A 23,736-nucleotide genomic window follows, 5' to 3' on the forward strand; every position below is an offset into this window, starting at 1 on the left:
GGACTTTTGTCGGTATAATGAAGGATAGACTAAAGCCAGAAAGTGAGGTGTCGCGCAATGAATTCAATTTTGGTCGACTTGGAAACCGCTGCTCAGCAGCATTTGCTGGTAAATATTTATCAGGAAGCACAAGAAGTCGTGTACACTGGCTACGTGGCCACGGTCAACGATCTGGCAGTGGTGTTAGATACGTATGATGACGGTGGCCTGCGCGATGGCTCAGTTTATTTGGCGATCAGTGTGATCAGTGAGGTCGAATTAGATGGCCAAGACCTGACTAATATGGCTTTTCGCATCAAAAACGCGCAGCTGGAACAGTTTATTAAGCTGACACCGCAACCTTTGTATTTTGAAGCGGCTAATTTGTTGCTACCGCAGATCTTGCAGCAAAGCTTTGAACGACAGTATTTTATGTTATTGATTTTAGCCGGTCAGGATAATTTCCTAGAAGGAGTCGTTGCGGATCTAACTGCGGATACGGTGACTTTAAAGGTATTCGATAAATTTGATTTTAGCAGTCAGCGGTTAGTGACCGTCGCTTTGCGTGACGTGCAGATCATTGAGCTGCAAGGCAAAGAACTGACCTTGGTAGGCAAATTCATGCTGGAAAAGGCGGCGCAGCAACATATTGAGGCCGTTGATTTTACAGTTCCAGTTGCCATCAACCAACAGTTACGGTTAGCGTTAAAGGGTCACGAGTTGGTGATGATCTATACAGGTGAAGATCAGGATAACTTCTTTGTGGGAACGGTTAATACCTTGAACCAAAAAACGGTGCTGTTTAACTTGATCGATATGAATGGTCAGTTTGGTGGTTACGTTTTGCTTCGGCTTGATGAAATTCAGCGCCTGACGACCGCCGCCGATTATTTACAGATGATGCACTACTTCGTGAAAGCAAATCGCCAGCGTCACTTTGTTAAGCAACCAGTGTTAAATGATGAACGCTTATTTGATGGCACTACTGATTTGTTTGCGGCGCTGATTCAGCAGGCGCGTGTATTTAAGCGGGTCATCCGGCTGCGAATGAGCCAGGATCCGGCTACTTTCACTGGGGTGCCGCTGCATTTCGACGGCGAGATGGTCACCTTACACATTGTGACCAGCAGTGAAGTTGATGAAGAAGGGTTTGAAGCTGAGGATCAAGTTAGTTTCTCACTCGATAGTATCGGCGAATTAGCCTTTGACTATTTGGATGCGTACTTGACTGAGCGTCAATTAAAGGAAAATGGTAGTCTATAACTTAGTGTTTGGCGCGGAACGAAAGGTCGGTTGCGACCTTTTATTCCGCATTTTACATATTTTTTGAAATGGGGTACATACATTTGTTAGATGTTTTTAAAGCGGTGATCCTCGGGATCGTTGAAGGGATCACTGAGTTCCTGCCGATCAGTTCGACAGGCCATATTGTGCTGGTCAACGAATTTATTCAGCTGCAGGAATCAAAAGCGTTTGTTGATATGTTCAATGTGGTGATCCAACTTGGAGCGATCATGGCGGTTGTGGTGCTGTATTTCCATAAACTAAATCCGTTGTCAGGGCGCAAAACAACGCAGGAACGTTCCCAGACTTGGACGTTATGGTGGAAAGTCTTGCTGGCGGTGGTACCGTCGGTCATTGTCGGCTTGCCGTTAAATGACTGGATGGACGCTCATTTAATGAATTGGGCCGTGGTTTCAGCGACCTTGATCATTTACGGGATCTTATTCATCGTCATTGAAAATCACAATCACGGGATCACACCTAAATTTACTGATCTGAATACATTGCCCTATAAAACGGCGTTGTTTATCGGGGTTTTCCAGCTATTATCACTGATTCCCGGTACTTCGCGTTCAGGAGCAACGATTTTAGGTGCGATCATTATTGGAACTTCCCGCTACGTTGCCACGGAGTTCTCGTTTTTCATGGCGATCCCCACAATGTTAGGGGCTTCGGTACTCAAAATTCTTAAGTTCTATATGCATGGTAACAGCCTAGTCGGCCTGCAAAGTGTGGTTTTACTAGTCGGCGTAGTGGTTTCGTTTGTGGTCGCTTACCTGTCGATCCGCTTCTTATTGAATTATATTAGGAAAAACGACTTTAAAGCCTTTGGTTGGTACCGGATTATTTTAGGGATCCTGGTTATCGGCTACTTCACGTTATTTGGTTAATAGAAAATTGCGCAATACGTTGCCGTAGTGGTCATTAATTTCCGAAATGCCGGAATTTTTAGTGTTAGAATGAGACTTAAATGAAGTTTAGTCGATTAAAGGTGGGGATAGGCAAATGGCAAAACTAAAAGACTTTCGGCAGCGCCGTGATTTTTTGATTTTATCAATTTTTATGAACGCCGCTGGTAATGGGTTAACGATCGCGACCCATTTAGGGAGTGCTGTTTGGACGGGATCCTCGGTTAATTTAGCCAATTGGATCCACATTCCGTTGGGCACAACGCTATTTATTTATGGCATCGCCGTCACGTTGGCCAATCAATTATTATTAGGCCACTTCGATCGCCGGCGCTTTTTCTCGAATTTGTTATATACGCTGCCGTTTAGTTATTTGGTCTCACTATTTACCTTAGGGTGGAATTGGTTAGGGGTGCCCCAGCTAAATTTGGTTTTACGGTTGGTGATCGATACCGTGGGGATCATGACTATTGCCACCGCGGTTTCGATTTATCAGCGCGCTAATCTTTTGATGCACCCCAATGATGACTTATCTTATATTCTGCGGTTTAAATTTCTCAAAGGTTCCGCGATCTTAGGCCAGTGGGTCAGCTACGCGCCACCGCTGTTGATCACGTTGGCCGCCTTTCTGGCCACTGGTAAGTTAGACGCGATCGGCTACGGTACCGTTTTAGCCTTGGTTGCTCAAGGCGCCATGATGAAGTGGGCGGACTTACACGTTTTCCCGCGGTTAAAGCATCATGTGGATATTTAAAATCAAGCGCGCTTAACTTTGCGCTTAAGGTAGTCACTGGCGACCTGATGCCGCACACGCTTTTTTGTGTTGATCACTAAACCTTTTCAAACCTTCTAGCTTGCTATTAAACGTTGCTTACCGGTATACTGAATAAGATTGCGAAAAATAGTCGTCGGTTGCGTGACGGCTATTTTTCAGTGGCGTTAAAAATTCAGTCTAATCAAAGGAGCGTGGTCAACATGACAGCGAAGGCAAAACGGGCGATTTTCATCTTGATTTTCAGTGAGTTCTTGGTGTGTTTAGGCATTGGGCTTGTGATCCCAGTCATGCCGTTTATCAAAAACGAACTGCATTTAAGTGCGACTGACATGGGGATCATGAGCGCGCTGTTTGCGTTCGCGCAATTTGTGGCTTCGCCGTTGGTGGGCCGACTGTCTGACCGCGTCGGCCGCAAGCCGGTATTAGCGGTTGGCTTGTTCCTTTTTATGGTGTCGGAGATCTTATTTGCGTTGACCAATAAATTGTATATGTTCAATATTTCCCGGGTGGTCGGCGGTCTGTCCGCCGCGATGGTCACGCCGACGGCAATGGCGATGGCTGCCGATATCACCACCCGCAGCCAGCGTGCCAAAGTGATCGGTTGGCTGTCGGCGGCGTTTAGCGGTGGCCTGATCCTCGGCCCCGGACTAGGCGGCTTGATGGCGAATATTGACTACAAAGCGCCATTTTGGAGCGCCGCCGTGCTGGGCCTGCTGAGCACCATTGCGCTGCTCATGACTCTGCCGGCTGAAGACGAATTGGTGGCGACAGATGTGGCCACTGCTAAAGCAAAATCGGCCGCAGCTGGCAATATGAAAGACTTCCTGACTAAATCAGTGCTCCTCCTATTTGTGATGATCCTTGTTTCTTCGTTTGGCCTCCAAGGCTTTGAAAGTATTTACAGTATCTACGTTAACGAAGTTTTCCATTTCACGTTAGGTAATATTGCACTAGTACTGACGTTGAATGGGCTGATCTCACTGTTCATGCAAGTCGCCTTGTTTGACCGTTTGGTGGTGGCGTTCAATGAGACGCGGGTCATTCGCTACTGCTTCTTTTTCAGTTTTGTCGGCACGATCTGGATCATTTTGGCGCACAGTAAGTGGGAAGTGATCGTGGCCACCTTGATCGTATTCACAGCGTTTGACTTACTGCGGCCGGCGATCACCACCTTGCTGACTAAAGCCAGCACCAGTAATCAAGGCCTGATCAATGGTTTGAATATGTCACTGACTAGCGTCGGCAACGTGATCGGCCCGATCATGTCCGGTGCGCTGCTGGATATGAATCATCATTATCCTTATTTGGTGGTTGCTGGGTTCTTGCTCGCTTCGTTTGGTCTGACCTATTTGATTCGGATGAAGCGCAATGTCAACGCGCTTGGCTAAGGGGTATTCAGTGTCTAAATAAATGAATTTTCCATAAAAAAGGAGTTGTAACATAAGTAATTTATGTCCAACTCCTTATTTGTACTTCCGAACAATATAGCCAAAACGTGTGCCATAAGGCAACTTTTTCCGCTTAGCTACGATCGTCAAATAATCCACTACGTGAATTATTCGCCGCTCTAGGCTAATGCTCAAAAGCTGGGCGCCTTATGTTACACTCTCTATTTCTATCCGTTCATTGCTTGTTGAATATTGGCCAAAGTCACTTGGCTGGTGTCGGTAAAGTTGATCGCGGCGGCGTGAAGCAACTGTGGATCGCCTATGCCGACTGAAGTTTCACCAGCAGCGTTGATCCCCGCGATTCCCGCGGCAGCGTCTTCTAAGCCGATACATTGTGCCGGCATTAAGTCGAGTAGTTGCGCGCCTTTGATAAAGATCTCTGGGTCGGGTTTGCCGTGTTGCAACGTAGCTGGATCAACGGTTTTAGTGAAGTAATCTTGTAAGCCGATCTTGGCTAAGATCGTCGGGGCGTTTTTGGAAGCGGAAGCTAGGGCGATCCCGTAACCTTCACGTTTGAGATCAGCTAAAAAGGCGGCCATACCCGGTAAAATATCCTTAGCGCTCATATTCTGGATCAATTGGACGTAATTGGTATTTTTTTCGGTGGCCAGCGCTTCCTTTTCAGTTGCGGTGTAATTATTTTCCAAGCCGCCTTTTTGTAAGATCATTTCCAGCGCATCCATTCGGCTGATACCTTTAACTGCGTCGCCAAGATTCGGGTAATCCACACCTAATTTAGTGGCCAGTTGACCCCAAGCTTGGGCGTGGTAGCGGGATGTGTCGGTGATGACGCCATCTAGATCGAAGACGAAGCCTTTAATATCTGTAAATTTTACCATGTGCGTTCCTCCTAGGGCATATTTAGCAATTTTTTATCGGTCATTTTTTTCTAATGCTGGCTATTTTGCTTGGGCAATTGCAGTTAGGGGCTGGCCGTGGTAATCGACGGTCAGCGGTTTATTGGCTTTCAGCACTAATTCTTGCGCGCCAACTTTGATCGTCGCACTGTGATCGGCGGTAACGGTGATCGCCTTTTGCGTGATCTGGAAGTGGTACTGCGTGCCCCGGAAATATTGCCGGAAAGCGATCCGGTGCCAATGAGTTGGTAAATGCGGTGCAATGGTGATCGTATCCGTTAACTCGTCGACCCCAGCGTAGTTGCGGGTCTCCAACATTAGGGTGGCCGCCATCACGCCGAGGTGGATCCCTTCGGCGGTGGTGCCACCTTGGATATCGTAATAATCTGACAGTAGCGCTTGTGAAAATAGATGCCAGGATTGATCCATATTACCGTCGACCAAGGTCAATACAGCGTAGACGATCCGCGATAGCGTGGAGCCGTGGGTCGTACGATCCAAATAATATTCAATATTGCGGGTCAAAAATTCGTTTGGTAGATCGTAGCCCATTTGCTTAAGGATCTGGTTAACGTGGCTAAAGTCGAAGTTGTAAAAGGCCATTAGCGCGTCGGCTTGTTTGGCGACTTGATAGGCGTCTGGAGTGTGGCCTTCAGCCTTCAAAATACGATCTAGCCGCGAAATATCGCCATATTTTTTACGATAATTTTCGAAGTTCAGCGTTGGCAACTTGAAGTAACCTTGAAATTGGCCGATCACGCCGGCAGCGTCTACATCTAAAGTTAAATGGTGACCAATATCCGCCATTTTTTTGTACAACGCGGTATTGATCCCTGCTTGTTGCAGCGCTTTGGTGAAGGTGGCTTCCAACACTACATTGCCGCGCAAGTAGGCGATGGTTTCAAAAAGCCAGCTGACCATGATGTTGGTGTAAGCATTGTTGGTCAAGCCTTCTTCGTCGCTATTGGGGTAGCCTTCGTGGAATTCATCGGGCCCCATGACTTTTTTAATGTCATAGCGCTTGGTGGTCGCGTTGTATTCGGCTTTGCTGATCCAGAAGCGGGCGATATCCAGTAACATTTGGATGCCGTAGCGCTGCATGAAATCGCGGTCGTTGGCCAAATGGTAGTAGACCCAAACGTTGTAGGCAATCGCCAAGGAAACGTGGCGCTGGAGCCGGCTGTTATCTGGATCCCATTGCTGGGTCAGCGGATTAAGGTGCACAAATTGTGATTGTTCATCGCCGTCTTTACCGGATTGCCACGGGAACATGGCGCCTTGATAGCCTTCACTGGCGGCGTATTGCTTAGCTGCATCTAACCGGTGATAGCGGTACATCAATAGTTGTCGCGCCAACTTCGGGTAGTGCAAGGTGTAGAAGGGGATGATGAACATTTCGTCCCAGAAAACATGACCGCGGTAAGCTTCGCCGTGTAGCCCGCGGGCACCAACGGAAGCGTCTAAATGCTGATTAGCGACCTGCGTAGCGGAAACGAAGGTATGGAAAATGTTGACCCGCGTCAGTTTTTGACTAGTCAGATCGCCGTCGATCTGAATGTCGGCGTTGTGCCAAGTCTCCTGCCAAAAGCTGTCGCTATGCTGTTCGCTGGCACTAAAGCTAGCTTGATGTAATTCCGCAATAGTGGCGGTCATTAGATCAGTGCTGGTTTCCAAGCTGGTGAACAGCGCCACATTTTTTTCAAAAGTATAAGATTGATTTTGCGTCACCGCTAAATTAACTTCTTGGCGGATCACATTGGTTTGGTTGTGGGTGGTCAGTTTAGTCGGAACATCATTACAACTGACTAATTTACTACCGATGACGAACTTGATGTGCGAGGTTTTAGTTTCGCCGGCCAGATAAGCTTCGGCACCAGCGGTACTCATTTCCGTCACGTCAAAATGCCGTGAATTGAAATTACGGTAGCGCTCGACGTTGCTGTTGGTGACGCTGCCGTCGATCTCAGAATAAATTTGTAAGCTTCCGGAAAAGTTAAGTGGTGTTAATTGGTAGCGAATGGCGTATTGATGCCAATTGTGCATATCAGCGACTTTAGTGGTCACGACTTTTAAGGCGTGGCCAGTGGCTAACTGCACCAACATGGTGGTGCGTAGCTCCCCGGTTTGCAGGTCAAGACTGCGATAAATATCCTGAATATTCTCTGCCTTGATCGTAAATGGTGTTTGGTGGTCGATACCAAAGGTCAAATACTGCGCGTTAGGCACGTTGACCAGGTCTTCGTTGACCACGTCACGCTTGTTGATCTTCGTGGTCAATTGATTGTAAAAACCAGCGATGTACGTTCCCGGGTAGTTGTCAGCGTCGGCTTTGGCTTCCACGTAGCTACCGCGTAGGCCGAAAAAGCCGTTGCCCAGCGTTAACATTGATTCCTGGCCGTAATTGCGCTTACCGGTGTATTCACCATAATAGTCTAAATGCCACTGATTATAAGTTTGTTTGCGGGCCGCCGCTTCGGCCAAACCCAGAGTTTGGACCGTTTGCTGACTGACGGCCGGTACGTTGAGCATATTAGTCAACGCCAAGCCGATATCGATCCGTTGATGATTGATTCCGACGATCGTGTCCGAAAATTCATAAGCTAGCGGATTTTCGATCACCGCCACATCAAAATTAATGCCGACCAACCGTTCGCGAATTTTTTCTAAATTATCACCGATACTTTGTTGCGGATCATAAGCGATCACACTTTGCTGCCGCTGGTGGTTGGCCCGCTCATAGGCCAGCACGATTGCATCATCAGTGACGCGTAATGAAATAACTTTCACAATATCCACTGCCTTTCCCCAAAAATAATTAAAGCCAAGCGCATTGACGCTAAATCTTAAATGTAGTTTAAATTAAACAACTGAAAAAATCTGTGCGGGTATTAAAACACCGCAACACGACACAAAAAGGGTGTCCGCGGTGACCATATGAATAAGGTTATCATGTGATAGAACGAACACCCGCTACTAATAATCTTAGAGCGAAAATCTTGATTTAGCAACTTTTAGGCATTATTCAATTTAACCGTAACGGGCATTTGTTGACTCAAGGCACAAGGCGCTTGGCCGCAGTAGACCGTAAACGGTTCGCCGCTTAATAAAGTAAACGTGGCGTTATTTTGGTGGATGTCGATCTGAATTTGCCGACCGCGGTATTTGATTTTGAAAGCCAAACGCAACCAACCTGTGGGTAGCTGGGGAACAAAGGTCAGGCCAGCGTTACCGTAATGCATGCCGGCAAAGCCGTAGACCAGCGATAACCAGCTACCACCCATGTTGGCGGCGTGGATCCCATCTTCGGAGTTACCTTGAAGATCGGTTAGATCCGTTAAGGCGGTGTCTAGAAAATAGGCTTGAGCCTTAGCTGGCTCGTGGATCCGATTAGCCAAAATACTGAAAATTGCCCGCGACAGCGAAGAATCATGGGTGGTGATGCCTTCGTAATAATTGTAGTCGCGCCGTAATTGTGCTTCATCTTGGTCCACCGGAAAAAGAAAGTCACTCATTAAAGTATCGGCCTGCTTGTTGACCTGATAGCGATAAAGGACTAGCGGGTGGTAATGAAGTAACAACGGAAAATTCGTCGCCGGTTCATTTTTAATGTCAAAACGCGGTCGATTTAAGGCGTTGTCGTCCTGTAATTTAAGTTGTTGCTTCTGGTCGTAAGGCAGATACATTTTAGCTGCAGCTTGTTTGAAGGCACCGAGCTCTTCTTCAGTAACCGCTAAGCTAGTCAATTTTTCAGGGGCGAGCTTGCGCAGTTCAGCGGCATATTTAACCGCTAAGCGCAGGTTCTGCTGCGCCATCCGGTTGGTGTAATAATTGTTGTCGATCAGCGCGGTGTACTCATCGGGGCCAGTTACCCGATTGATGACGAAGTGCCCGGCTTGCGGCCCATGTTTCGCGTAATTACCGTACGCGATCCAAAAGCGGGCGGTTTCTAAAATCAATTCGAAGCCTGCATTTTGCAGGAAATCCGTATCACCAGTGGCGCGAATATATTGGTCGGTGGCGTAGGCAATGTCGGCGTTGATGTGAACCTGAGCCGTGCCGGCTGGAAAATAAGCGCTGGCTTCTTCACCATTGATCGTGCGCCACGGAAAGAGGACGCCAGACTTGATCGCCATTTCGCGAGCGCGCTGCCCAGCCGCTGGCAGTGTGGCGTAACGGTAGCCAAGTAAGGCCTTGGCAATTTGCGGTTGCGTATAAATGAAGAAAGGCAACATGTACATTTCTGTGTCCCAGAAATAATGCCCTTCATAACCGCTGCCAGTCAAGCCTTTAGCCGGAATATCAGTGCGATGATCGCGGCCGGCCGCTTGGTAAAGATGGTATAAATTGAAACGGATCCCTTTTTGTAAAATCGGATCGCCTTCGATCAAGACGTCGCTATCCTGCCAGAATTGTTTTGTCCGTGCTGCGGAAGCTTCAAATAATGAGGTGAAGCTTTCATCATTTAGGCGCGCAAGATCTTTTTCCAGGTAGCGGGCTTGGTTTAATTTGAAAGCCAATAAATTGTGGATCTCGCCTACCGAATAACCAAAGGTAAATTGGGCGCTGCGTTCAGGCGTTAAGTCAAGGGCGATCTCATAATTAGGCACATCGGCGTCGGCGTTGAGCTGTACCCGAGGATCGCTACCTAAATATTCCATGGTCACCAACAAGCCTAATTGGCTTTTTTGGGTGGCTAGCTGCATTGTTGGGACTGCAGTATGCAGGTAAGTTTGGGTCAGCTGGTTGCCGCGCTGGGCGCGCCGCACGTCAGCGTTGTCCCGCGGGATCTGCTGATTGACGTAGGCGTGGCGTTTGATCAGCGTTAAGGGCCCACTAAAATTCAGCGCGCGCACATCGTAGCGCACCACGTAGATATGCCGTTCTGCCTGCGAGGCAAAGGATTCCATGGTCAAGGCGAATTTCTTAGCCGTCGGCGTGGTGACGTGGAAAGTTTCCAGTAACAAGCCACTAGCCATGTCCCATGTTTTGTCCACCATTTCAATTTGGTAGGGGGTTTCGTCGGAACGTACGCCGTCAACGCTGAAGATCAGGTAACGCGGATCTGGTAGTTCACAAATGGTCTGGTTATTGCGGGCGTAACCGAAATAACTTTCGCCATAGGTGATCGGGCTCAGGTCATAAAAACCGTTGACGTACAGGCCGGGATTACCAGGATAAGCCGGCGAATTACCTTGTAATGGATTGCTGGCGCGCACGCCGAGATGACCATTGCCTAGTGCGTAGATCGTTTCGACAAAACCAGGTGCTTTATGTTTAAGTTGTTGTAAATGAATTTGGTATTGTTCATCAGCTGCCATAGAATTCCTCCCTTTCTACTCCGCGAGCATGGTCGCTTACGGCTTCATTCTAACACGGGGTTCCGGGGGGATGCTCACGATTTACTCAGCCAATTTTGGGTCATTGGGGGCTGAAAGCTTTGCTGGGCAAAGCTGGCCGCGAAGAAGGCGGCACTTAGCTGCGCGTAGGCTGTGGCAGTGAGCAAGTGCGGTGCAGTATAAAGATAAGCGCGTTTTCTAGCGCGCTTGAAAATAGGCGTTAACCCAGGATTGGCAGCAGTTTGGACCAATAATTGCGGTTGCTGGCAAGCGACGGCCCATTTCTGGCTAGCCAGAAAATTAGTGGCACCGCTGGCGGCGGTGACTAAATGGGAACGCCGCAGTAATTCTAGCGCAACGCTACCACCAAGGCCACTACCGCAAATCCCGATTTGGTGCGCTAGAATATGGGCCTGTAAGGTGGCGCTATTGACTTGGCGTGGGGATAATAACTGTTCTAAAACCAATAAAGTCTGCTTGCTGGCTTGCTTATTGGCGGCAATTAGCTGGGGCCGCGCCGCTAGCCAGTGGGGATAATCGGTTGGGGTCGTTGCGGTCTGCGGCGGGAACTGCAACTGACAGACGATGTTGCCAGCCGCGGCCAAAAGGGCACCACTGGCAGCCGGCAAATTAAGGGTTATGATCAAGGGAAAGTGGCCGCCAGCGATCGGCGTCTGCCGGCCCGCTTTTTGCGCTGGGTAGTAAGCGTGCCAAGGACAGCGGACGCGGCGTTCCAGTTGGGGCAGCAATTGTTAAAAATGTAAGCAAATTTGCTTGAAATTTAAGTAAGAAATGTTGATAATAACTGAATGCAGAAAATTAGTTAGTGATCTCTAAACTTAAACGCTGTTTGCGGCAGCAGTTTTGCGCAACCGCAATTGACTGCTGCTGAAGTTTAATGTTGCCAACCGATTTTGCGTTAACGTGTGGTTTAAGCACGCTACGCTTAGCGCTGATTCCCCCTGTTGGGTCAGTGTTAAACGAACAATTTGAATAGGGGATAGACAATATGACAACTACTTATTTGCGCCAAGCGAAGACAACTGATCTACCAGTTATTATGAAGATTATAAATGAGGCGAAAGCATATTTAAAGCAGCAAAACGTTGATCAATGGCAACACGGCTATCCAGAACAAAGTGATCTAAGCGCTGATGTCGCCGCTGGGGATAACTATGTTTTGGTGCGCTATGACGTGATCGTTGCGACCGCAACGTTACTGCACGGAATTGATGAAAATTACAAAGTGATCGAACAAGGCAGTTGGCGTGGCGACCCAGCCGCGACTTACACGTCGATTCACCGGATCGCCGTTGCCGCCGGTTATCGGGGTCAACATTTGTCGGAAACCTTGATCACTAATTTATTGACGGTTTCGTTACAATTAGGCTATAACGATGTGCGCATCGACACCCACCCAGAAAATTTAGGGATGCAACACGTGATCAAGCAAAATGGCTTTGACTATCGCGGCATTATTTACATGCACGAACCTAAAGAACCACGGTACGCTTACCAATTAACGCTGAACGCTTAAACGGGGGCAACAGGTTGCGTGCTGTTACGGTACGGCCACACCTTAAACTTTAAATGGAAACGCAATTTAATTTTATGCCACTAGTCAGCAACGATCCCAGTTGCTGGCTTTTTCATTTGCGGGCCGGAACTTAATTTAATCGTAACCTGATTATGCTAAGATATATCCAGCAAGATCGTTTTTCGCCTAATCGCCGGTTAGTTTTTTCGGCGGCCAGAGCAGAACGAGTTAGTGGTTAATTTAGTAGCACAATTCAAGATAAGAGATGATATGATGGGGCAGTTTTTTCGGCGTTGGTGGCGGGTGGCGCTTTTGTTAGTGGGTGGCTTGTTGCTGGTAGGCGGTACCCGTTACGCGGCACCGCTGTACCGCCAACCGATATTGCAGGTAACCGCCAGCAAGGTAACGACGGTCACCAAAACCAAGGATGAGTTCAATAATCGCGATCGCCAGTACACGCAATATTTAACGGGGCGGGTGCTTAACGGCAAACATCGCGGCCAAACGCTGCAAGTGAAAAATAGTTATTCGGCTTCCGGCGCCTTTGATCAGCGCTATCGTGTCGGCGATCAACTCTTTATTAGTCGCAGCCATAAAACAATTCTGATCAAAGGGCTGAAACGCGATACCGTACTGGTAGCCTTATTGTGGCTGGCGGTCTGTTTGTTAGTGTTGCTGCTGCACCGGGCCGGCTTGATGGCCTTATTGAGTGTGGCCTTGAATCTGATTCTATTTTTCCTGGCGATCGAGCTGGATCTAGCGCTGCGCAGCGTAGGCTTTTTGTATCTTTTCGGCGGCCTGGCCTTGCTGTTTGCGCTATTAACACTGTGGCTGATTTTAGGGCCGACTAAGCAGATGGTGATCACGTTTGCGGCCACCGTCAGTGGTACCGTGCTTTCCATGGGTCTCAGCGCGCTGGTTTTGGCGCTGACACATCACAACGGCATCTATTACGAAACCATGGCCTATGTGACCCAAGTCGCACCGCAGCCTTTGTTCATGGCGGCTACGCTTTTAGGTTCGCTAGGGGCCGTAATGGATGAATCAACGGATATCGTCGCCACCTTATTTGAGTTAAAAAGCGACAAACCAGCGATCAGCGCGCTGGAATTATTTCAAGCGGGCCGCCAAGTCGGCACCGCGATCATGGGCCCCCTGATCAATGTGCTCCTGCTGATCTTTATTGCAGAAACTTTTCCCATCGCCTTATTGCTACTGAAAAATGGGAACAGCTGGGGCTATACCTTCTCGATGACTATGTCCTTAGGCATGGCGCAAAGTTTGATCAGCGGCATCGGGATCGTCTTAGCGATTCCAGTGGTCAGCTTCTTGGCCAGTCGGTTATTGGTGACGAAGGCAGGTGCGGTTAAATGAGTACGATCATGGCGTTAAGTTTAGTACTGCTGGCGGTGATGGTGCTGGTTGGCGGTCACAAAGGAGCCTTAGCCTTTTTAAGTCTGTGGCTTAACTTTGGCTGCTTATTTTTAGCCATTATTTTAGTGTCCGTCCATTTCTCACCGATCATGGTGACATTGATTTTAGGGATCCTGATGTTGGCGCTGACGATCTTCGTGGGCCAAGACGATCTGATGACCACCCAAACTGCGTTTTTTGCGGCTGTGTTAGTACTGCTGATCTTGTTAGTACTGATCGTGCCGGTTGAACACTGGGCCGCCGTGCAAGGTTTCGGCATGGAAGATAGTGATGAATTGGAAGGCATGTCGCTGTTGGTGGGGATCAATTTCGTGAAGGTCTCCATTGCCACCGCCGTTTTAAGTACCTTAGGGGCGATCGCGGAAGCAGCTATGGCGATTGCCGCTGGGTTAAGCGAATTGATCCAGCAACACCCGAGCATTGATACGCACGCGCTATTTAAGGCCGGGATGCACGTCGGCCAACAAATTATTGGGACCACCTTTAACACATTATTTTTTGGCTTTTTCGGTGGTTTTTTGGGGTTATTCATTTGGTTTGCGGATCTGAATTATTCTTGGGGCGAATTGCTGAATAATAAGGTGCTCGATGCCGAATTGATTTTAGTGCTTTTTTCGCTGATCAGTGTGATCTTGACTGTACCGATGACGACGTGGGTCATGACCAAGCGTCTGCAAATGATGCGCAAAAAGCCGCGTTAATATGCTATTCTAGACGTAATCAAACGAAATAAGGGGGAAACACGATGTCACGATGGTTTTTCGGGCTTTCACTAGTGTTGTTGACCGGCGTGCTCAGTGCGTGTGGTCAAGACGAACTACGCAAAGAAAAAGCGACCTTAGCGTCATCTTCAGCGCGCTTGAACCGTAAAGCCAGCGTGCTCGATGCGCGGGAAAGCTCACTGGACAAGGTGCGCAGTCAAATGGAAGCGCAGTCGATCGCCGAATCTGAATCCAAGGAAGTCACCGAGTCGCAAGCACAAGCTAAGTTAGATCGGCAGTCATCTTCGGCCAGCGCTAAAATTGATAGCCAAGCAGCATCCGTTAGTGAAGCGGCAGAATCCGTCAGTCAAAAGCAGATCACATCACCGGCGGCAGCCGTGACTTGGGTCAAGCAACAGCGTGGTGAACAAGATAGTACCGGCAAGATTACCTGGCAAGCTGGCACCACCGGCGAAAAAAATGGCCAGCCTTATTTTGCGGTTCAAGGCCAGCAGGCTGATCATAAAACGCCGGCTGAATTAGACCTATTGGTGCTGAGTAGTGGTGAGATCGTGACTCGCGATTCAGCGGCTGGTAAGGCGCTAACTGAATAATTAAAAGGGGAGAGCAAAATGGTCAAACAGGGACGTTATTATCAACCGCAGGACACCAAGGATGCCATGCGTTACGTGGAAAAATTATTTAATCAATACAAGGATGCACCGTTAACCGATGAGTTGTTGCGCTACAATCAAAAGTTAATGACTTATTTAACGGTCAGTGTGGTCAATGAGGCCCAGCAAAATGGTCAGCCCGAGCGCGCCAAAACGGCCCAAGCAATGGCGGCGGCGCTGGCCGGTTGGGTACAGATCAAAGCCGCGGGCAAACCGTTCTTCGGAGAAATGCGCCATTTCAAGATCGTGGATCCGAAACAACATGTTCACATCAAAAATCGCCGGGTCAAAGGCCATAAACGGCAACCGACGATGCGCAAAATGATGCGCTAAGTTTCCTGACGCTGCAGCGCACTGCGCACCGTTTTAACATCGCGGATCGAAGGCGAGAAGCCGGCGCGAATATAGGCCAGCAACATGTCACGGCCGCGGCGATAATGCTCTTGGTCAGGAAAGGGAATGCCCATGATCGTGAGGTGATCGAGATCCGTTCGCAGCAGCACTGTATGTTGTAGCTCAAGCTTGAGGAGATCCTCAAGAATTTGGGTCGGTGATTGCTCCAGCGTGGTGGCCAAAGCTTTCAGTAAATAGATCGGCAGTTGATTCAGCGGTTGGCGGCACAACTGTTCGACGGTGGCAAGCTCAAGGTGACCGCTTCGAGCGATATCCGTTAAAGTGATGTGACTTTCCAGCAAATAAGTTTGAATAATAGGATTCATTAAGCTGTGCCCCCTTCGTCTAAATTTAGTGCGGTGCTTTTTCGTGAAATCGCCGCACTAGCAATAATGTAATTGCTTACATTATTGCAAATTTTGCCGCATCTGGCAACCACAAATACCGCGAATTCAGCAATGGCGTGCCACTGAATTTTCTTTAATGATTCTTAAGCCTTTAGCAAGCAAAAATTCATACTTTCTTCACATTTATTGATTATTATAGATACATATCAATAAGGAACCCACCTTATTGATATTCCCAAACAACCTAACAACCCTAACAGTTTTAAGTGTGAGCTTGAAACTAACATTTTTTCATTTTACTCCTCCAAAGTAAAAGAAAAGCGTTTATGACCTCCCAATCATAAACGCACCCTTACTCCTTTTTAGCCCGTCATGACTATTGTTATGGCGGGTTTTTGTGTGCCGAAAAAATGACACTGCCTTCAGTGTCGTTTCGTTGTTGCTTGTTTTTGAATGAAATAGCGTGGTTCAAATTCTTGCTTACTTAATTGAATTAAAGCCATCTTAACTGTATCAAAATTCACTAGAAAGGGGTAGCTAGGATTTTAAACACGTGATGAATTTATGTTTCATATGGAACAATGCAAATTTAATCAGTTGGATCAACATTATGGTCAGAATACCGATTTCAGCCGATTAGCTAAAAAAGTACGAGTACGCGTTAATGGATATGCTATTGGCCAAGCCTGCTCATGCGGCTTGCGACACGTGGTACCTGAAACGGATTTGAAATAATTTGGTGGCAAAAACGCACTTAACTCGTGCCATTATCGATTGCATTCGCAATTTGACACCCATATAATAACGATAATATCTAAATTACGGAGGCAATTATGGCGTATATCGAAGTGAAGCACGAATCCAAACGGTATCAGATGGGCGAGACCGAGATCGTGGCTAATCATGATCTGACTTTTGACATTCAACAAGGTGAACTGACGATTATTTTAGGACCCAGTGGTGCGGGAAAATCAACGGTATTGAATATCTTAGGTGGGATGGATACACCGACGGAAGGAGCGATCAACATTGATGGCGTCGATATTGCCCAGTTTACGGAAAAACAATTGACGGCTTATCGACGGACTGATGTGGGCTTTGTTTTTCAGTTCTATAATTTGATCCCTAATTTAACGGCGCTGGAAAATGTGGAGTTGGCGAGTGCGGTGGCGCCAGATGCGTTAGACCCAGCGGAAACATTGCGTGAGGTTGGCTTAGGTGCGCGTCTAGAAAATTTTCCGGCACAATTATCCGGTGGTGAACAGCAGCGGGTGGCGATCGCGCGGGCGTTGGCGAAAAACCCTAAGCTATTGCTAGCCGATGAACCGACCGGCGCGTTGGATTACACCACCGGTAAACAAGTGTTGCAGCTGCTGCAGGATGTTTGTCGCAAGCGCGGTAAAACGGTGATCATCATTACCCATAATGCGGCGATCGCACCGCTCGCTTGACCCGAGCAGATGTGCAGCGCGTCAAAAAAGTCAGCGGTGCTCAGGTGCAGCCGGAAAAGTCAGTCTATATTTTGGACCAAAAACGTAGCGATGTGGTGCAATTATTTGCTTACCGCAAAAGCGATACGCAAAACCAATTGAAGTTGAAAAGTGGCCATTTACCGCAGCGCAGTGACGAGATCGTTTTGGATCAGTTAGCTAAAAGCAAAGGCTACCAACTAGGCGACACTTACCGCGTTAAAAATAATAACTTAAAAACGCAGACTTATCGCGTCGTCGGTTTTGTGACTTCGCCGCTCTTTGTCGACGACGAAGAACGTGGCGCGGCCAATATTGGCGACGGTAGTGTCGCTTACTTTGCCTATTTACCGGCCACTAATTTCAAGGCCAGCGTCTACACTGCTTTATCAGTGCACTTCCCGCAGTTACAAAATCACAGCAGTTTCAGCAGCACCTACAAAAAGCAGGCCCAGCGCAAACTAGCTGCCGTTAAAAAAGCCTTGCGCGGCCGGGCAACAGCACGTCAAACTAATTTACAGCAACAAGCATTAGCACAGATCAAGCAGCAACAACAGCAACTTGACCAGCAAAAAGCCCAGCTGACTCAAGCTATCGGCGCAACGGCGGCGACAAAACAATTGGCACCAGCCCAAGCTAAATTGACTGCAGCGCGGCAACAGGCGACTGCGATTGAGCGACCGACGTATACCTACACCAAACGGGCGGGCAATCCTGGTTTTCAAGGTTATGGCGATATGACGACGCGGATCGCTGCCATCGCCAATGTTTTTCCGTTATTCTTCTTCTTGATCGCCGGCTTGATCACCTTTACCACGATGACACGGATGATCGAAGAGGACCGCGGCCAGATCGGCACACTGAAAGCATTAGGCTATACCAAATGGGAAATTGCGCGTAACTACCTATTATATGGTATCGCTGCAGCACTGTTGGGAACCGTGCTGGGTGTGGTGATTGGCGTCAATACACTGCCGTTGATCGTGTTCAAAGCGATGACCCAGTACGTTTACACGGCAGTGGTGCTGGATTATCCCGTTAACGCCATTTGGCTAGCGGCGCTATTCAGCTTTTTCGTCACCCTGGGTGCAGTATCAATCGTGCTGACCAGAGAGTTACGCGAAAAACCGGCGGCATTGATGCTACCAAAAGCACCGAAAGCCGGCAAACGGATCCTGTTAGAGCGGATCGGCTTTATCTGGCGGCGGTTGAGTTTTAATCAAAAAGTCAGCTATCGCAATCTATTCCGTTTTAAGGCGCGAATGTGGATGGCAATCATCGGTATCGCCGGCGGCACGGCCTTGATCCTGACCGGCTTCGGTATTCGCGACTCGATCAGTCAGTCGGGGATCAATCAGTTCCAGCAGATCATGCACTACCAAGCGGTGGTCAGCCTAAATGATAACCCAAAAAATGTCACCACCACATTAGCGCAAAATCCGCGCTACCAACGCTCACTAGGGTTGTACACTGATGTGATCAGCGTTAGCACCAGTCAAGAAAAAGTCGGCGAAGTCAGCTTAGACGCCACTGATCAGCCGCAAGCATTTAAACACTACGTCAGCTTGACGACCAAATTGCCGCAAAACGGGCTAGTGTTGAGCAATAAACTAGCTAAGCTGTTGAACGTGCAAACTGGCGACACGGTGACGGTGACCAACTCGGATAACCAGACCGCGCGGGTCAAAGTTCGTGGCATCACCGCCAATTATGCCGGCCACTTTGCCTATATGAGCAAAGCCACACTGAATCGTCTGTTTAGCGGTCGCTATCAGGTCAACACCCGCTTGGTTAAAACGCACAAGCAAACGGCCGCCCAGGAGAACGCTTATGCGCAAAAACTATTGGCCAGTGATAAAGTCGTGCACACCGAGTTTATTTCTAAGCAAAAGCGCGCCATTGAGCAACAAGCCGCTAAATTAAATCCAATCGTGTGGATCTTCATTTTCTTGTCCGGCTTGTTGTCGTTCGTTGTGTTATACAATTTGACCAACATCAACGTTTCCGAGCGGATTCGTGAGCTATCAACGATCAAAGTTCTCGGCTTTTTCGACAACGAAGTCACTAACTATATCGTGCGGGAAAATGTGGTGCTGACGATCTTTGGTATCGTGGTCGGCTACGGGCTCGGCAACTTACTGACGGCGTTTATTTTACGCCAAGCGGCTACTAGTACGGTGATCTTTCCACTGACTATTGGCTGGCAAGGCTACATCATTGCGGCAGTCATGACTATTGTCTTCACGGTGATCGTGATGGTGGTGACTCATTTCCGGCTGAAGCGAGTGGATATGATCAGCGCGTTGGCGGCGAAGGAATAAGTGAAGAAATTTTGAGATCAGCTGATGGCGAATATGCCATCAGCTGTTTTTGATTGAAGAATTGTATTCAATACACATAAATTAATGCCACTATATTTTGATAAAAAACAAATGCTTTTTTATTTAGTTAGTTTTAATATTTTTAAGTTGATATTATAACTTAATGAATTATCTAATAAGAATTGGTTGATATATAGCTGATACGAATAAATGACGATGTTCGGTAAAGAATATTGCTATTATATAGAAGTGAAAATAAATCCTAAAAACTTGATTATTTTTGTTGACATCAATTGTTACAACTTTCTGACAAGGGTTGAATTCAAGTTGTTGGGTATATACCATTATGTTATAGTGTAATAGATAATGCATATTTTTATGATTTTTTTATGAAGATTGCAGTGATGGTGGAGGTACGCATGAGACATAAAGCAGGACGAATCGTGGCAGTCTTACTGGTTTTGTTGATAATCGTCGGTGGTGGGGCTGTGGCAGCAATTTATCAAAAAAACAGTCTAGCTCACGTTTATTTTCACAAGTTGACTGATAAGACGGAGAAAACAACGCCAGTGGCAACAACGGATAAGACTGCAAGTTCTACCATTGATGAAACAAAGCTGAAAGCGCAATTGAAACAGCTCCAGTTCGTCGGTAATGTAGCGGTCATTCAGGATGGCAAGCTGGTCTATCAACAGCCATACGGACAAGATCCACAAAAGAACACCAAAACAGCGACAACGAAGTACCAGATCGGGGCGCTACAAAATACGCTGACGGCGGCGGCCGTGATGCAGTTAGTCAAAGATGGCAAGTTGGATCTGACCACACCGGTAAGTAAATATTACCTATTAGATAATGCCGATGCTAGTGTCACGGTAGGCAGCCTTTTGGAAATGACTTCTGGCTTGACGTTGGATGTTTTACCGGCCAGTGAGTTAAATAAAGACGTGATCGCATGGAATCTAGCAAACGCCACTGTGACCACAACAGGTCAGTATAACTTCCAGACAGTCAATTATGCGTTACTTTCTGGCATCATTGCGCAAGCCTCTGGCGTATCCTACCAGAAATTCATTAAGGACACGCTTTTGCAACCAGCTGGGGTCAAACATACAGGCTTTGTCACCAGCGCCGCGGTACAATCTAAGTTAGCCCCATCATTCACTTATGATAAGGCTAGTGACAGTGCTTCAGCGGTCACGCAAGACACGCTTTTCCAAACGATGAATGATCAGTTAGGCTCAAAACAGCTCTATACCACAGCTAGCGATATGGCACAGTTGACTCATTACATCACCAGTAGTAGTTTTGTCGGTGAAAAGTACATGCATCAAGGGGCCATCGCCAAAGCGGGGACTGCCTATACTGGGCGGTTGGCCGTTGATGGCAATCGGCTGGTCAGTCGGGCTGACTTTGCTGGTTACCACAATGCGCTAGCCTTTACTGAGGATGGTAAAACTGGTGTCGTATTACTAAGCAATTATCAAAAAGATGGCAGCTTAAGTGATACGGCGAAAGCCATTTTGAAACTGGTGCAAAAAAACGACTAATTAATCGCACAAAAGGCACTATTTACGAATGATTGTCCAAAAGTTATACGACATAGTATGGCGTTTAACGATTAATATTCGTTTTGTCACGTGTTTGTCATGAAACTGTTATGTAAACAAACTATAATGACAGTGAATTAAACAATAAGTTTAATCAATGATAGTGCTTATTAGAAAATATAAAACAAAAAGAAACTTGTTCGGTAGGTAGCCGAAACAAATCAAAAATTCAAATTTATGCTCTGCATAAATTATCCCGTCATCTATGTATGATCTGGTCATATTTCTTGTGGGACTTTTTAGCCACAGGGATGGTCACCAACTGTAACATCTAAAATTTATTAGTAGATTTAACTAATGGATTCACCTTAAGAGTGTGTAATAGGAGGAGCTTTTTAAATGAACGAAACGAGCCATTCAGAGGCAACCCTGAGTATTGAAGATATTCTGTTGACGTTGCGCAAACATTTAAAGATCATTATCGGATCAACGATCATCGTAACGTTATTGGCGTTCGTCGTAACGTTCTTCGTGATGACCCCCAAGTATCAATCAACAACCCAATTATTGGTTAATCGTAAATTAGATGCAAGTGAACAAACGGCGGCTTTACAACAAACCCAGGCTGATGTGCAAATGATTAATACTTATAAGGATATCATCACTAGTCCAACGATCTTAAAGGATGTCGCTAAGGATGTGGGTAATGGGCAAACGGTTAGTAAATTAACTAATGAAATTTCGATCAGTAGCCAACAGAATTCACAGGTATTCTCTGTCAACGTTAAAACGACCGATCCCCAAGAAGCAGCTAAAATCGCTAACATCACGGCACGGACTTTCCGCGACAAGATCAAGTCGATCATGAGTGTTAATAACGTTTCGGTGGTTTCTAAGGCAACAGTCAATGAATCACCAGTTTCACCGCGGTTGCCATTGAATATTGCCATCGGTTTCGTGCTTGGTTTATTAGCCGGAATTGGCTTGGCTTTCTTGAATGAAGCCTTGGATAAGACGGTCAAAGATGAAGCCTTCTTAGCTGAAGCTGGCTTGACCAGCTTAGGGATCGTTTCAGAAATTCCCGCTGAAGACATTAAGAAGCGGGCCTTTGCTGGGCAGCAACATGGTCAACACGAACATCATACGCGGGTTGCGGAAACAACCGATGAGTTGCCGCCGCGTAGTGCAGAATTACGACGGAGGGTGAACTAATGGCTTTATTTAAAAAGAAAAAGCAGTTGGATTCGAGCAGTATGAAAAATGGGGTCGGGTTGATCACCGTAACCAAGCCAACCTCATCGATTGCCGAACAGTTTCGAACGATTCGGACTAACGTTCAGTTCTCTTCTGCTGATCGGCAACTGAAAACGCTGCTCTTTACGTCCGCTGGTCCTTCAGAAGGTAAGTCAACGATTAGTTCTAACGTAGCCGTAACTTGGGCGGATCAAGGGAATAAAGTCCTGTTGATCGATAGTGATCTACGCCGGCCAACGGTTGCGCGTACTTTTAGCGTTTCTAATAGTCAAGGATTAACCACGATTTTAACGGCAAAACAGGCGAATTTAAGTGAAAGTATTCATGAGACTGAAGTGCCGAATTTGTACGTTTTACCAAGCGGTCCGGTGCCACCGAATCCGTCTGAATTACTTAACTCCTCAAAAATGGATCAATTACTGAAAGTCTTAAAAGAAAAATTTGATATTATTATTCTGGACGTGCCACCAGTTAATAAGGTCACCGATGCACAAATTCTAGCAAGTAAGGTTGACGGCGTGATCTTGGTGGTTCCCCAAGGTATCGCTCTTAAAGGGGCTGTTTTACGGGCGCGCGATTTACTCAAAAAGGTGAACGCTAACCTGATCGGTGCCGTACTTAACCGCGTGACAGATACAGCTTCTGGCGGTTACTATGGTGGCTACTATGGTGGCTATTACGGAACAGACGATAAGAAATGATCGATCTACATTGTCATATCTTACCAGGATGTGATGATGGGGCGCCTACCATGGCTGATGCTTTAGCGATGGCCCGAGTGGCTGTGGATAACGGTATTAGTCATGTTTTGGTGACGCCACACCACATGGACGGCAAATATACCAATCATAAGGCGGACGTGATTCAGCGGACTGCAGAATTTCAAGCAGCGCTGGATGAAGCTAAAATCGATTTAGTTGTCTTCCCAGGGCAAGAAGCACATATCAATGGTGACTTAATGCAAGCCATTAAAAATGATGACGTATTGTTCGCTGATGAAACTAATCGCTACTTGATGTTGGAGCTTCCCCACGGTGAAGTGCCAGAGTATACGAACCAGATGATTTTTGAACTGCAAGCGGCAGGAATTACACCAGTAATTGTTCATCCAGAGCGGAATCATGGTATTCAAAAGAAGCACGAGTTGCTCTATGATTTTGTAGCTAGCGGTTGTTTAACGCAAATTACCGCTAGCAGCTACTTAGGCGTTTTTGGTTCCGAGGTCGAAGACTTTACGCAGCGAATCATTGATGCCGGCTTAGGCTTTGTTTTCGCCTCTGACGCGCATAACCTGAGAGGCAGAAATTTCCGCATGCAGAAGGCGTTCGCTAAGCTGGAAAAGCATAATGGGACGGAAATGGTCACTTGGATGCAGGATAACGCTAAAAAGATCATTAATGGCGACGACTTAGAGCCGAGTGAGTACCACCATGTTAAAGAAAAAAAGAAGTTTTGGTTATTTAGGTAAT

19 protein-coding genes and 1 pseudogene are annotated in these 23,736 nt (G+C 47.2%); 15 read left to right on the forward strand and 5 right to left on the reverse strand.

Annotation, left to right across the window (positions count from 1 at the left end):
* The first annotated feature begins 57 nt into the window (after positions 1-57).
* From FFM78_RS07400 to FFM78_RS07415, 4 genes are all read left to right on the forward strand, one after another.
* Positions 58-1,242, forward strand: a complete 1,185-nt coding sequence (locus FFM78_RS07400) for a hypothetical protein (RefSeq protein WP_137637815.1) — start codon at positions 58-60, stop codon at positions 1,240-1,242.
* Between the two features lie 83 nt (positions 1,243-1,325).
* A complete protein-coding gene (locus FFM78_RS07405; RefSeq protein WP_137637816.1) occupies positions 1,326-2,153 on the forward strand; it encodes an undecaprenyl-diphosphate phosphatase in 828 nt (275 codons plus the stop codon).
* Positions 2,154-2,268: 115 nt separating this feature from the next.
* Positions 2,269-2,925 (forward strand): DUF6198 family protein, encoded by a 657-nt coding sequence (locus FFM78_RS07410; RefSeq protein ID WP_137637817.1) that lies wholly within the window; start codon positions 2,269-2,271, stop codon positions 2,923-2,925.
* Positions 2,926-3,146: 221 nt separating this feature from the next.
* Entirely contained in the window at positions 3,147-4,334 is a 1,188-nt protein-coding gene (locus tag FFM78_RS07415; RefSeq protein ID WP_137637818.1) for an MFS transporter, read from the forward strand.
* Between the two features lie 227 nt (positions 4,335-4,561).
* On the opposite strand, the gene pgmB is transcribed toward FFM78_RS07415, so the two are convergent.
* The 4 genes from pgmB to FFM78_RS07435 all read right to left on the reverse strand — a co-directional run bounded on the left by pgmB (position 4,562) and on the right by FFM78_RS07435 (position 11,336).
* Positions 4,562-5,233: a beta-phosphoglucomutase gene (gene pgmB / locus FFM78_RS07420; protein ID WP_137637819.1), complete on the reverse strand. Its 672-nt coding sequence runs from the start codon at positions 5,231-5,233 to the stop codon at positions 4,562-4,564.
* Between the two features lie 60 nt (positions 5,234-5,293).
* Positions 5,294-8,038 (reverse strand): glycoside hydrolase family 65 protein, encoded by a 2,745-nt coding sequence (locus tag FFM78_RS07425; protein WP_137637850.1) that lies wholly within the window; start codon positions 8,036-8,038, stop codon positions 5,294-5,296.
* A gap of 224 nt (positions 8,039-8,262) precedes the next feature.
* The gene (locus FFM78_RS07430; protein WP_137637820.1) at positions 8,263-10,569 is read right to left on the reverse strand and encodes a glycoside hydrolase family 65 protein; all 2,307 of its coding nucleotides are present in this window, start codon (positions 10,567-10,569) and stop codon (positions 8,263-8,265) included.
* A 74-nt stretch (positions 10,570-10,643) separates the two neighbouring features.
* The gene (locus tag FFM78_RS07435; protein ID WP_137637821.1) at positions 10,644-11,336 is read right to left on the reverse strand and encodes a hypothetical protein; all 693 of its coding nucleotides are present in this window, start codon (positions 11,334-11,336) and stop codon (positions 10,644-10,646) included.
* A gap of 260 nt (positions 11,337-11,596) precedes the next feature.
* Here FFM78_RS07435 and FFM78_RS07440 point away from each other — a divergent pair, with 260 nt between their 5' ends.
* The 5 genes from FFM78_RS07440 (at position 11,597) to FFM78_RS07460 (ending at position 15,266) form a co-directional block, all read left to right on the forward strand.
* Positions 11,597-12,124 carry a GNAT family N-acetyltransferase gene (locus FFM78_RS07440; protein ID WP_137637822.1) on the forward strand — a complete coding sequence of 176 codons (528 nt, stop codon included), beginning with the start codon at positions 11,597-11,599 and terminating at the stop codon, positions 12,122-12,124.
* Between the two features lie 273 nt (positions 12,125-12,397).
* A complete protein-coding gene (locus FFM78_RS07445; RefSeq protein ID WP_137637851.1) occupies positions 12,398-13,498 on the forward strand; it encodes a YibE/F family protein in 1,101 nt (366 codons plus the stop codon).
* Positions 13,495-14,259 carry a YibE/F family protein gene (locus FFM78_RS07450; protein ID WP_137637823.1) on the forward strand — a complete coding sequence of 255 codons (765 nt, stop codon included), beginning with the start codon at positions 13,495-13,497 and terminating at the stop codon, positions 14,257-14,259. Before FFM78_RS07445 ends, FFM78_RS07450 begins: the two co-directional genes overlap by 4 nt.
* Before the next feature lie 44 nt (positions 14,260-14,303).
* Positions 14,304-14,873: a hypothetical protein gene (locus tag FFM78_RS07455; protein WP_137637824.1), complete on the forward strand. Its 570-nt coding sequence runs from the start codon at positions 14,304-14,306 to the stop codon at positions 14,871-14,873.
* An 18-nt stretch (positions 14,874-14,891) separates the two neighbouring features.
* A complete protein-coding gene (locus tag FFM78_RS07460) occupies positions 14,892-15,266 on the forward strand; it encodes a hypothetical protein (RefSeq protein WP_137637825.1) in 375 nt (124 codons plus the stop codon).
* On the opposite strand, the gene FFM78_RS07465 is transcribed toward FFM78_RS07460, so the two are convergent.
* A complete protein-coding gene (locus FFM78_RS07465) occupies positions 15,263-15,652 on the reverse strand; it encodes a hypothetical protein (RefSeq protein WP_137637826.1) in 390 nt (129 codons plus the stop codon). The two genes, FFM78_RS07460 and FFM78_RS07465, sit on opposite strands and share 4 nt — an antisense overlap.
* 854 nt (positions 15,653-16,506) lie before the next feature.
* Between FFM78_RS07465 and FFM78_RS07470 the strand changes: the two are divergent.
* From FFM78_RS07470 to FFM78_RS07495, 6 genes and pseudogenes are all read left to right on the forward strand, one after another.
* A pseudogene (locus tag FFM78_RS07470) lies at positions 16,507-17,121 on the forward strand (ABC transporter ATP-binding protein); the annotation flags it as partial.
* Complete coding sequence (locus FFM78_RS07475; RefSeq protein ID WP_223877030.1) at positions 17,121-19,463, forward strand: ABC transporter permease; 2,343 nt, start codon at positions 17,121-17,123, stop codon at positions 19,461-19,463. The pseudogene FFM78_RS07470 and the gene FFM78_RS07475, both read left to right, overlap by 1 nt.
* 419 nt (positions 19,464-19,882) lie before the next feature.
* Positions 19,883-21,013, forward strand: coding sequence for a serine hydrolase domain-containing protein (locus FFM78_RS07480; RefSeq protein WP_137637827.1), 1,131 nt, complete (start codon positions 19,883-19,885; stop codon positions 21,011-21,013).
* A gap of 399 nt (positions 21,014-21,412) precedes the next feature.
* Positions 21,413-22,225 carry a YveK family protein gene (locus tag FFM78_RS07485; protein ID WP_137637828.1) on the forward strand — a complete coding sequence of 271 codons (813 nt, stop codon included), beginning with the start codon at positions 21,413-21,415 and terminating at the stop codon, positions 22,223-22,225.
* Positions 22,225-22,968, forward strand: a complete 744-nt coding sequence (locus FFM78_RS07490; RefSeq protein WP_137637829.1) for a CpsD/CapB family tyrosine-protein kinase — start codon at positions 22,225-22,227, stop codon at positions 22,966-22,968. The genes FFM78_RS07485 and FFM78_RS07490 overlap by 1 nt, the downstream gene beginning before the upstream one ends.
* Positions 22,965-23,735: a tyrosine-protein phosphatase gene (locus FFM78_RS07495; protein WP_223877031.1), complete on the forward strand. Its 771-nt coding sequence runs from the start codon at positions 22,965-22,967 to the stop codon at positions 23,733-23,735. Before FFM78_RS07490 ends, FFM78_RS07495 begins: the two co-directional genes overlap by 4 nt.
* Position 23,736 lies beyond the last annotated feature (1 nt).

It is taken from the genome of Loigolactobacillus binensis (genome assembly GCF_005405165.1).
In the GTDB taxonomy this organism is placed as follows: domain Bacteria; phylum Bacillota; class Bacilli; order Lactobacillales; family Lactobacillaceae; genus Loigolactobacillus; species Loigolactobacillus binensis.

What these genes read in the sequence shown, in the direction of transcription:
- pgmB (WP_137637819.1), bottom strand. Translation starts at nt 5,233, where the DNA reads ATGGTAAAATTTACAGATATTAAAGGCTTCGTCTTCGATCTAGATGGC.
- FFM78_RS07415 (WP_137637818.1), top strand. Translation starts at nt 3,147, where the DNA reads ATGACAGCGAAGGCAAAACGGGCGATTTTCATCTTGATTTTCAGTGAG.
- FFM78_RS07460 (WP_137637825.1), top strand. Translation starts at nt 14,892, where the DNA reads ATGGTCAAACAGGGACGTTATTATCAACCGCAGGACACCAAGGATGCC.
- FFM78_RS07485 (WP_137637828.1), top strand. Translation starts at nt 21,413, where the DNA reads ATGAACGAAACGAGCCATTCAGAGGCAACCCTGAGTATTGAAGATATT.
- FFM78_RS07410 (WP_137637817.1), top strand. Translation starts at nt 2,269, where the DNA reads ATGGCAAAACTAAAAGACTTTCGGCAGCGCCGTGATTTTTTGATTTTA.
- FFM78_RS07480 (WP_137637827.1), top strand. Translation starts at nt 19,883, where the DNA reads ATGAGACATAAAGCAGGACGAATCGTGGCAGTCTTACTGGTTTTGTTG.
- FFM78_RS07490 (WP_137637829.1), top strand. Translation starts at nt 22,225, where the DNA reads ATGGCTTTATTTAAAAAGAAAAAGCAGTTGGATTCGAGCAGTATGAAA.
- FFM78_RS07495 (WP_223877031.1), top strand. Translation starts at nt 22,965, where the DNA reads ATGATCGATCTACATTGTCATATCTTACCAGGATGTGATGATGGGGCG.
- FFM78_RS07445 (WP_137637851.1), top strand. Translation starts at nt 12,398, where the DNA reads ATGGGGCAGTTTTTTCGGCGTTGGTGGCGGGTGGCGCTTTTGTTAGTG.
- FFM78_RS07400 (WP_137637815.1), top strand. Translation starts at nt 58, where the DNA reads ATGAATTCAATTTTGGTCGACTTGGAAACCGCTGCTCAGCAGCATTTG.
- FFM78_RS07450 (WP_137637823.1), top strand. Translation starts at nt 13,495, where the DNA reads ATGAGTACGATCATGGCGTTAAGTTTAGTACTGCTGGCGGTGATGGTG.
- FFM78_RS07440 (WP_137637822.1), top strand. Translation starts at nt 11,597, where the DNA reads ATGACAACTACTTATTTGCGCCAAGCGAAGACAACTGATCTACCAGTT.
- FFM78_RS07430 (WP_137637820.1), bottom strand. Translation starts at nt 10,569, where the DNA reads ATGGCAGCTGATGAACAATACCAAATTCATTTACAACAACTTAAACAT.
- FFM78_RS07465 (WP_137637826.1), bottom strand. Translation starts at nt 15,652, where the DNA reads ATGAATCCTATTATTCAAACTTATTTGCTGGAAAGTCACATCACTTTA.
- FFM78_RS07455 (WP_137637824.1), top strand. Translation starts at nt 14,304, where the DNA reads ATGTCACGATGGTTTTTCGGGCTTTCACTAGTGTTGTTGACCGGCGTG.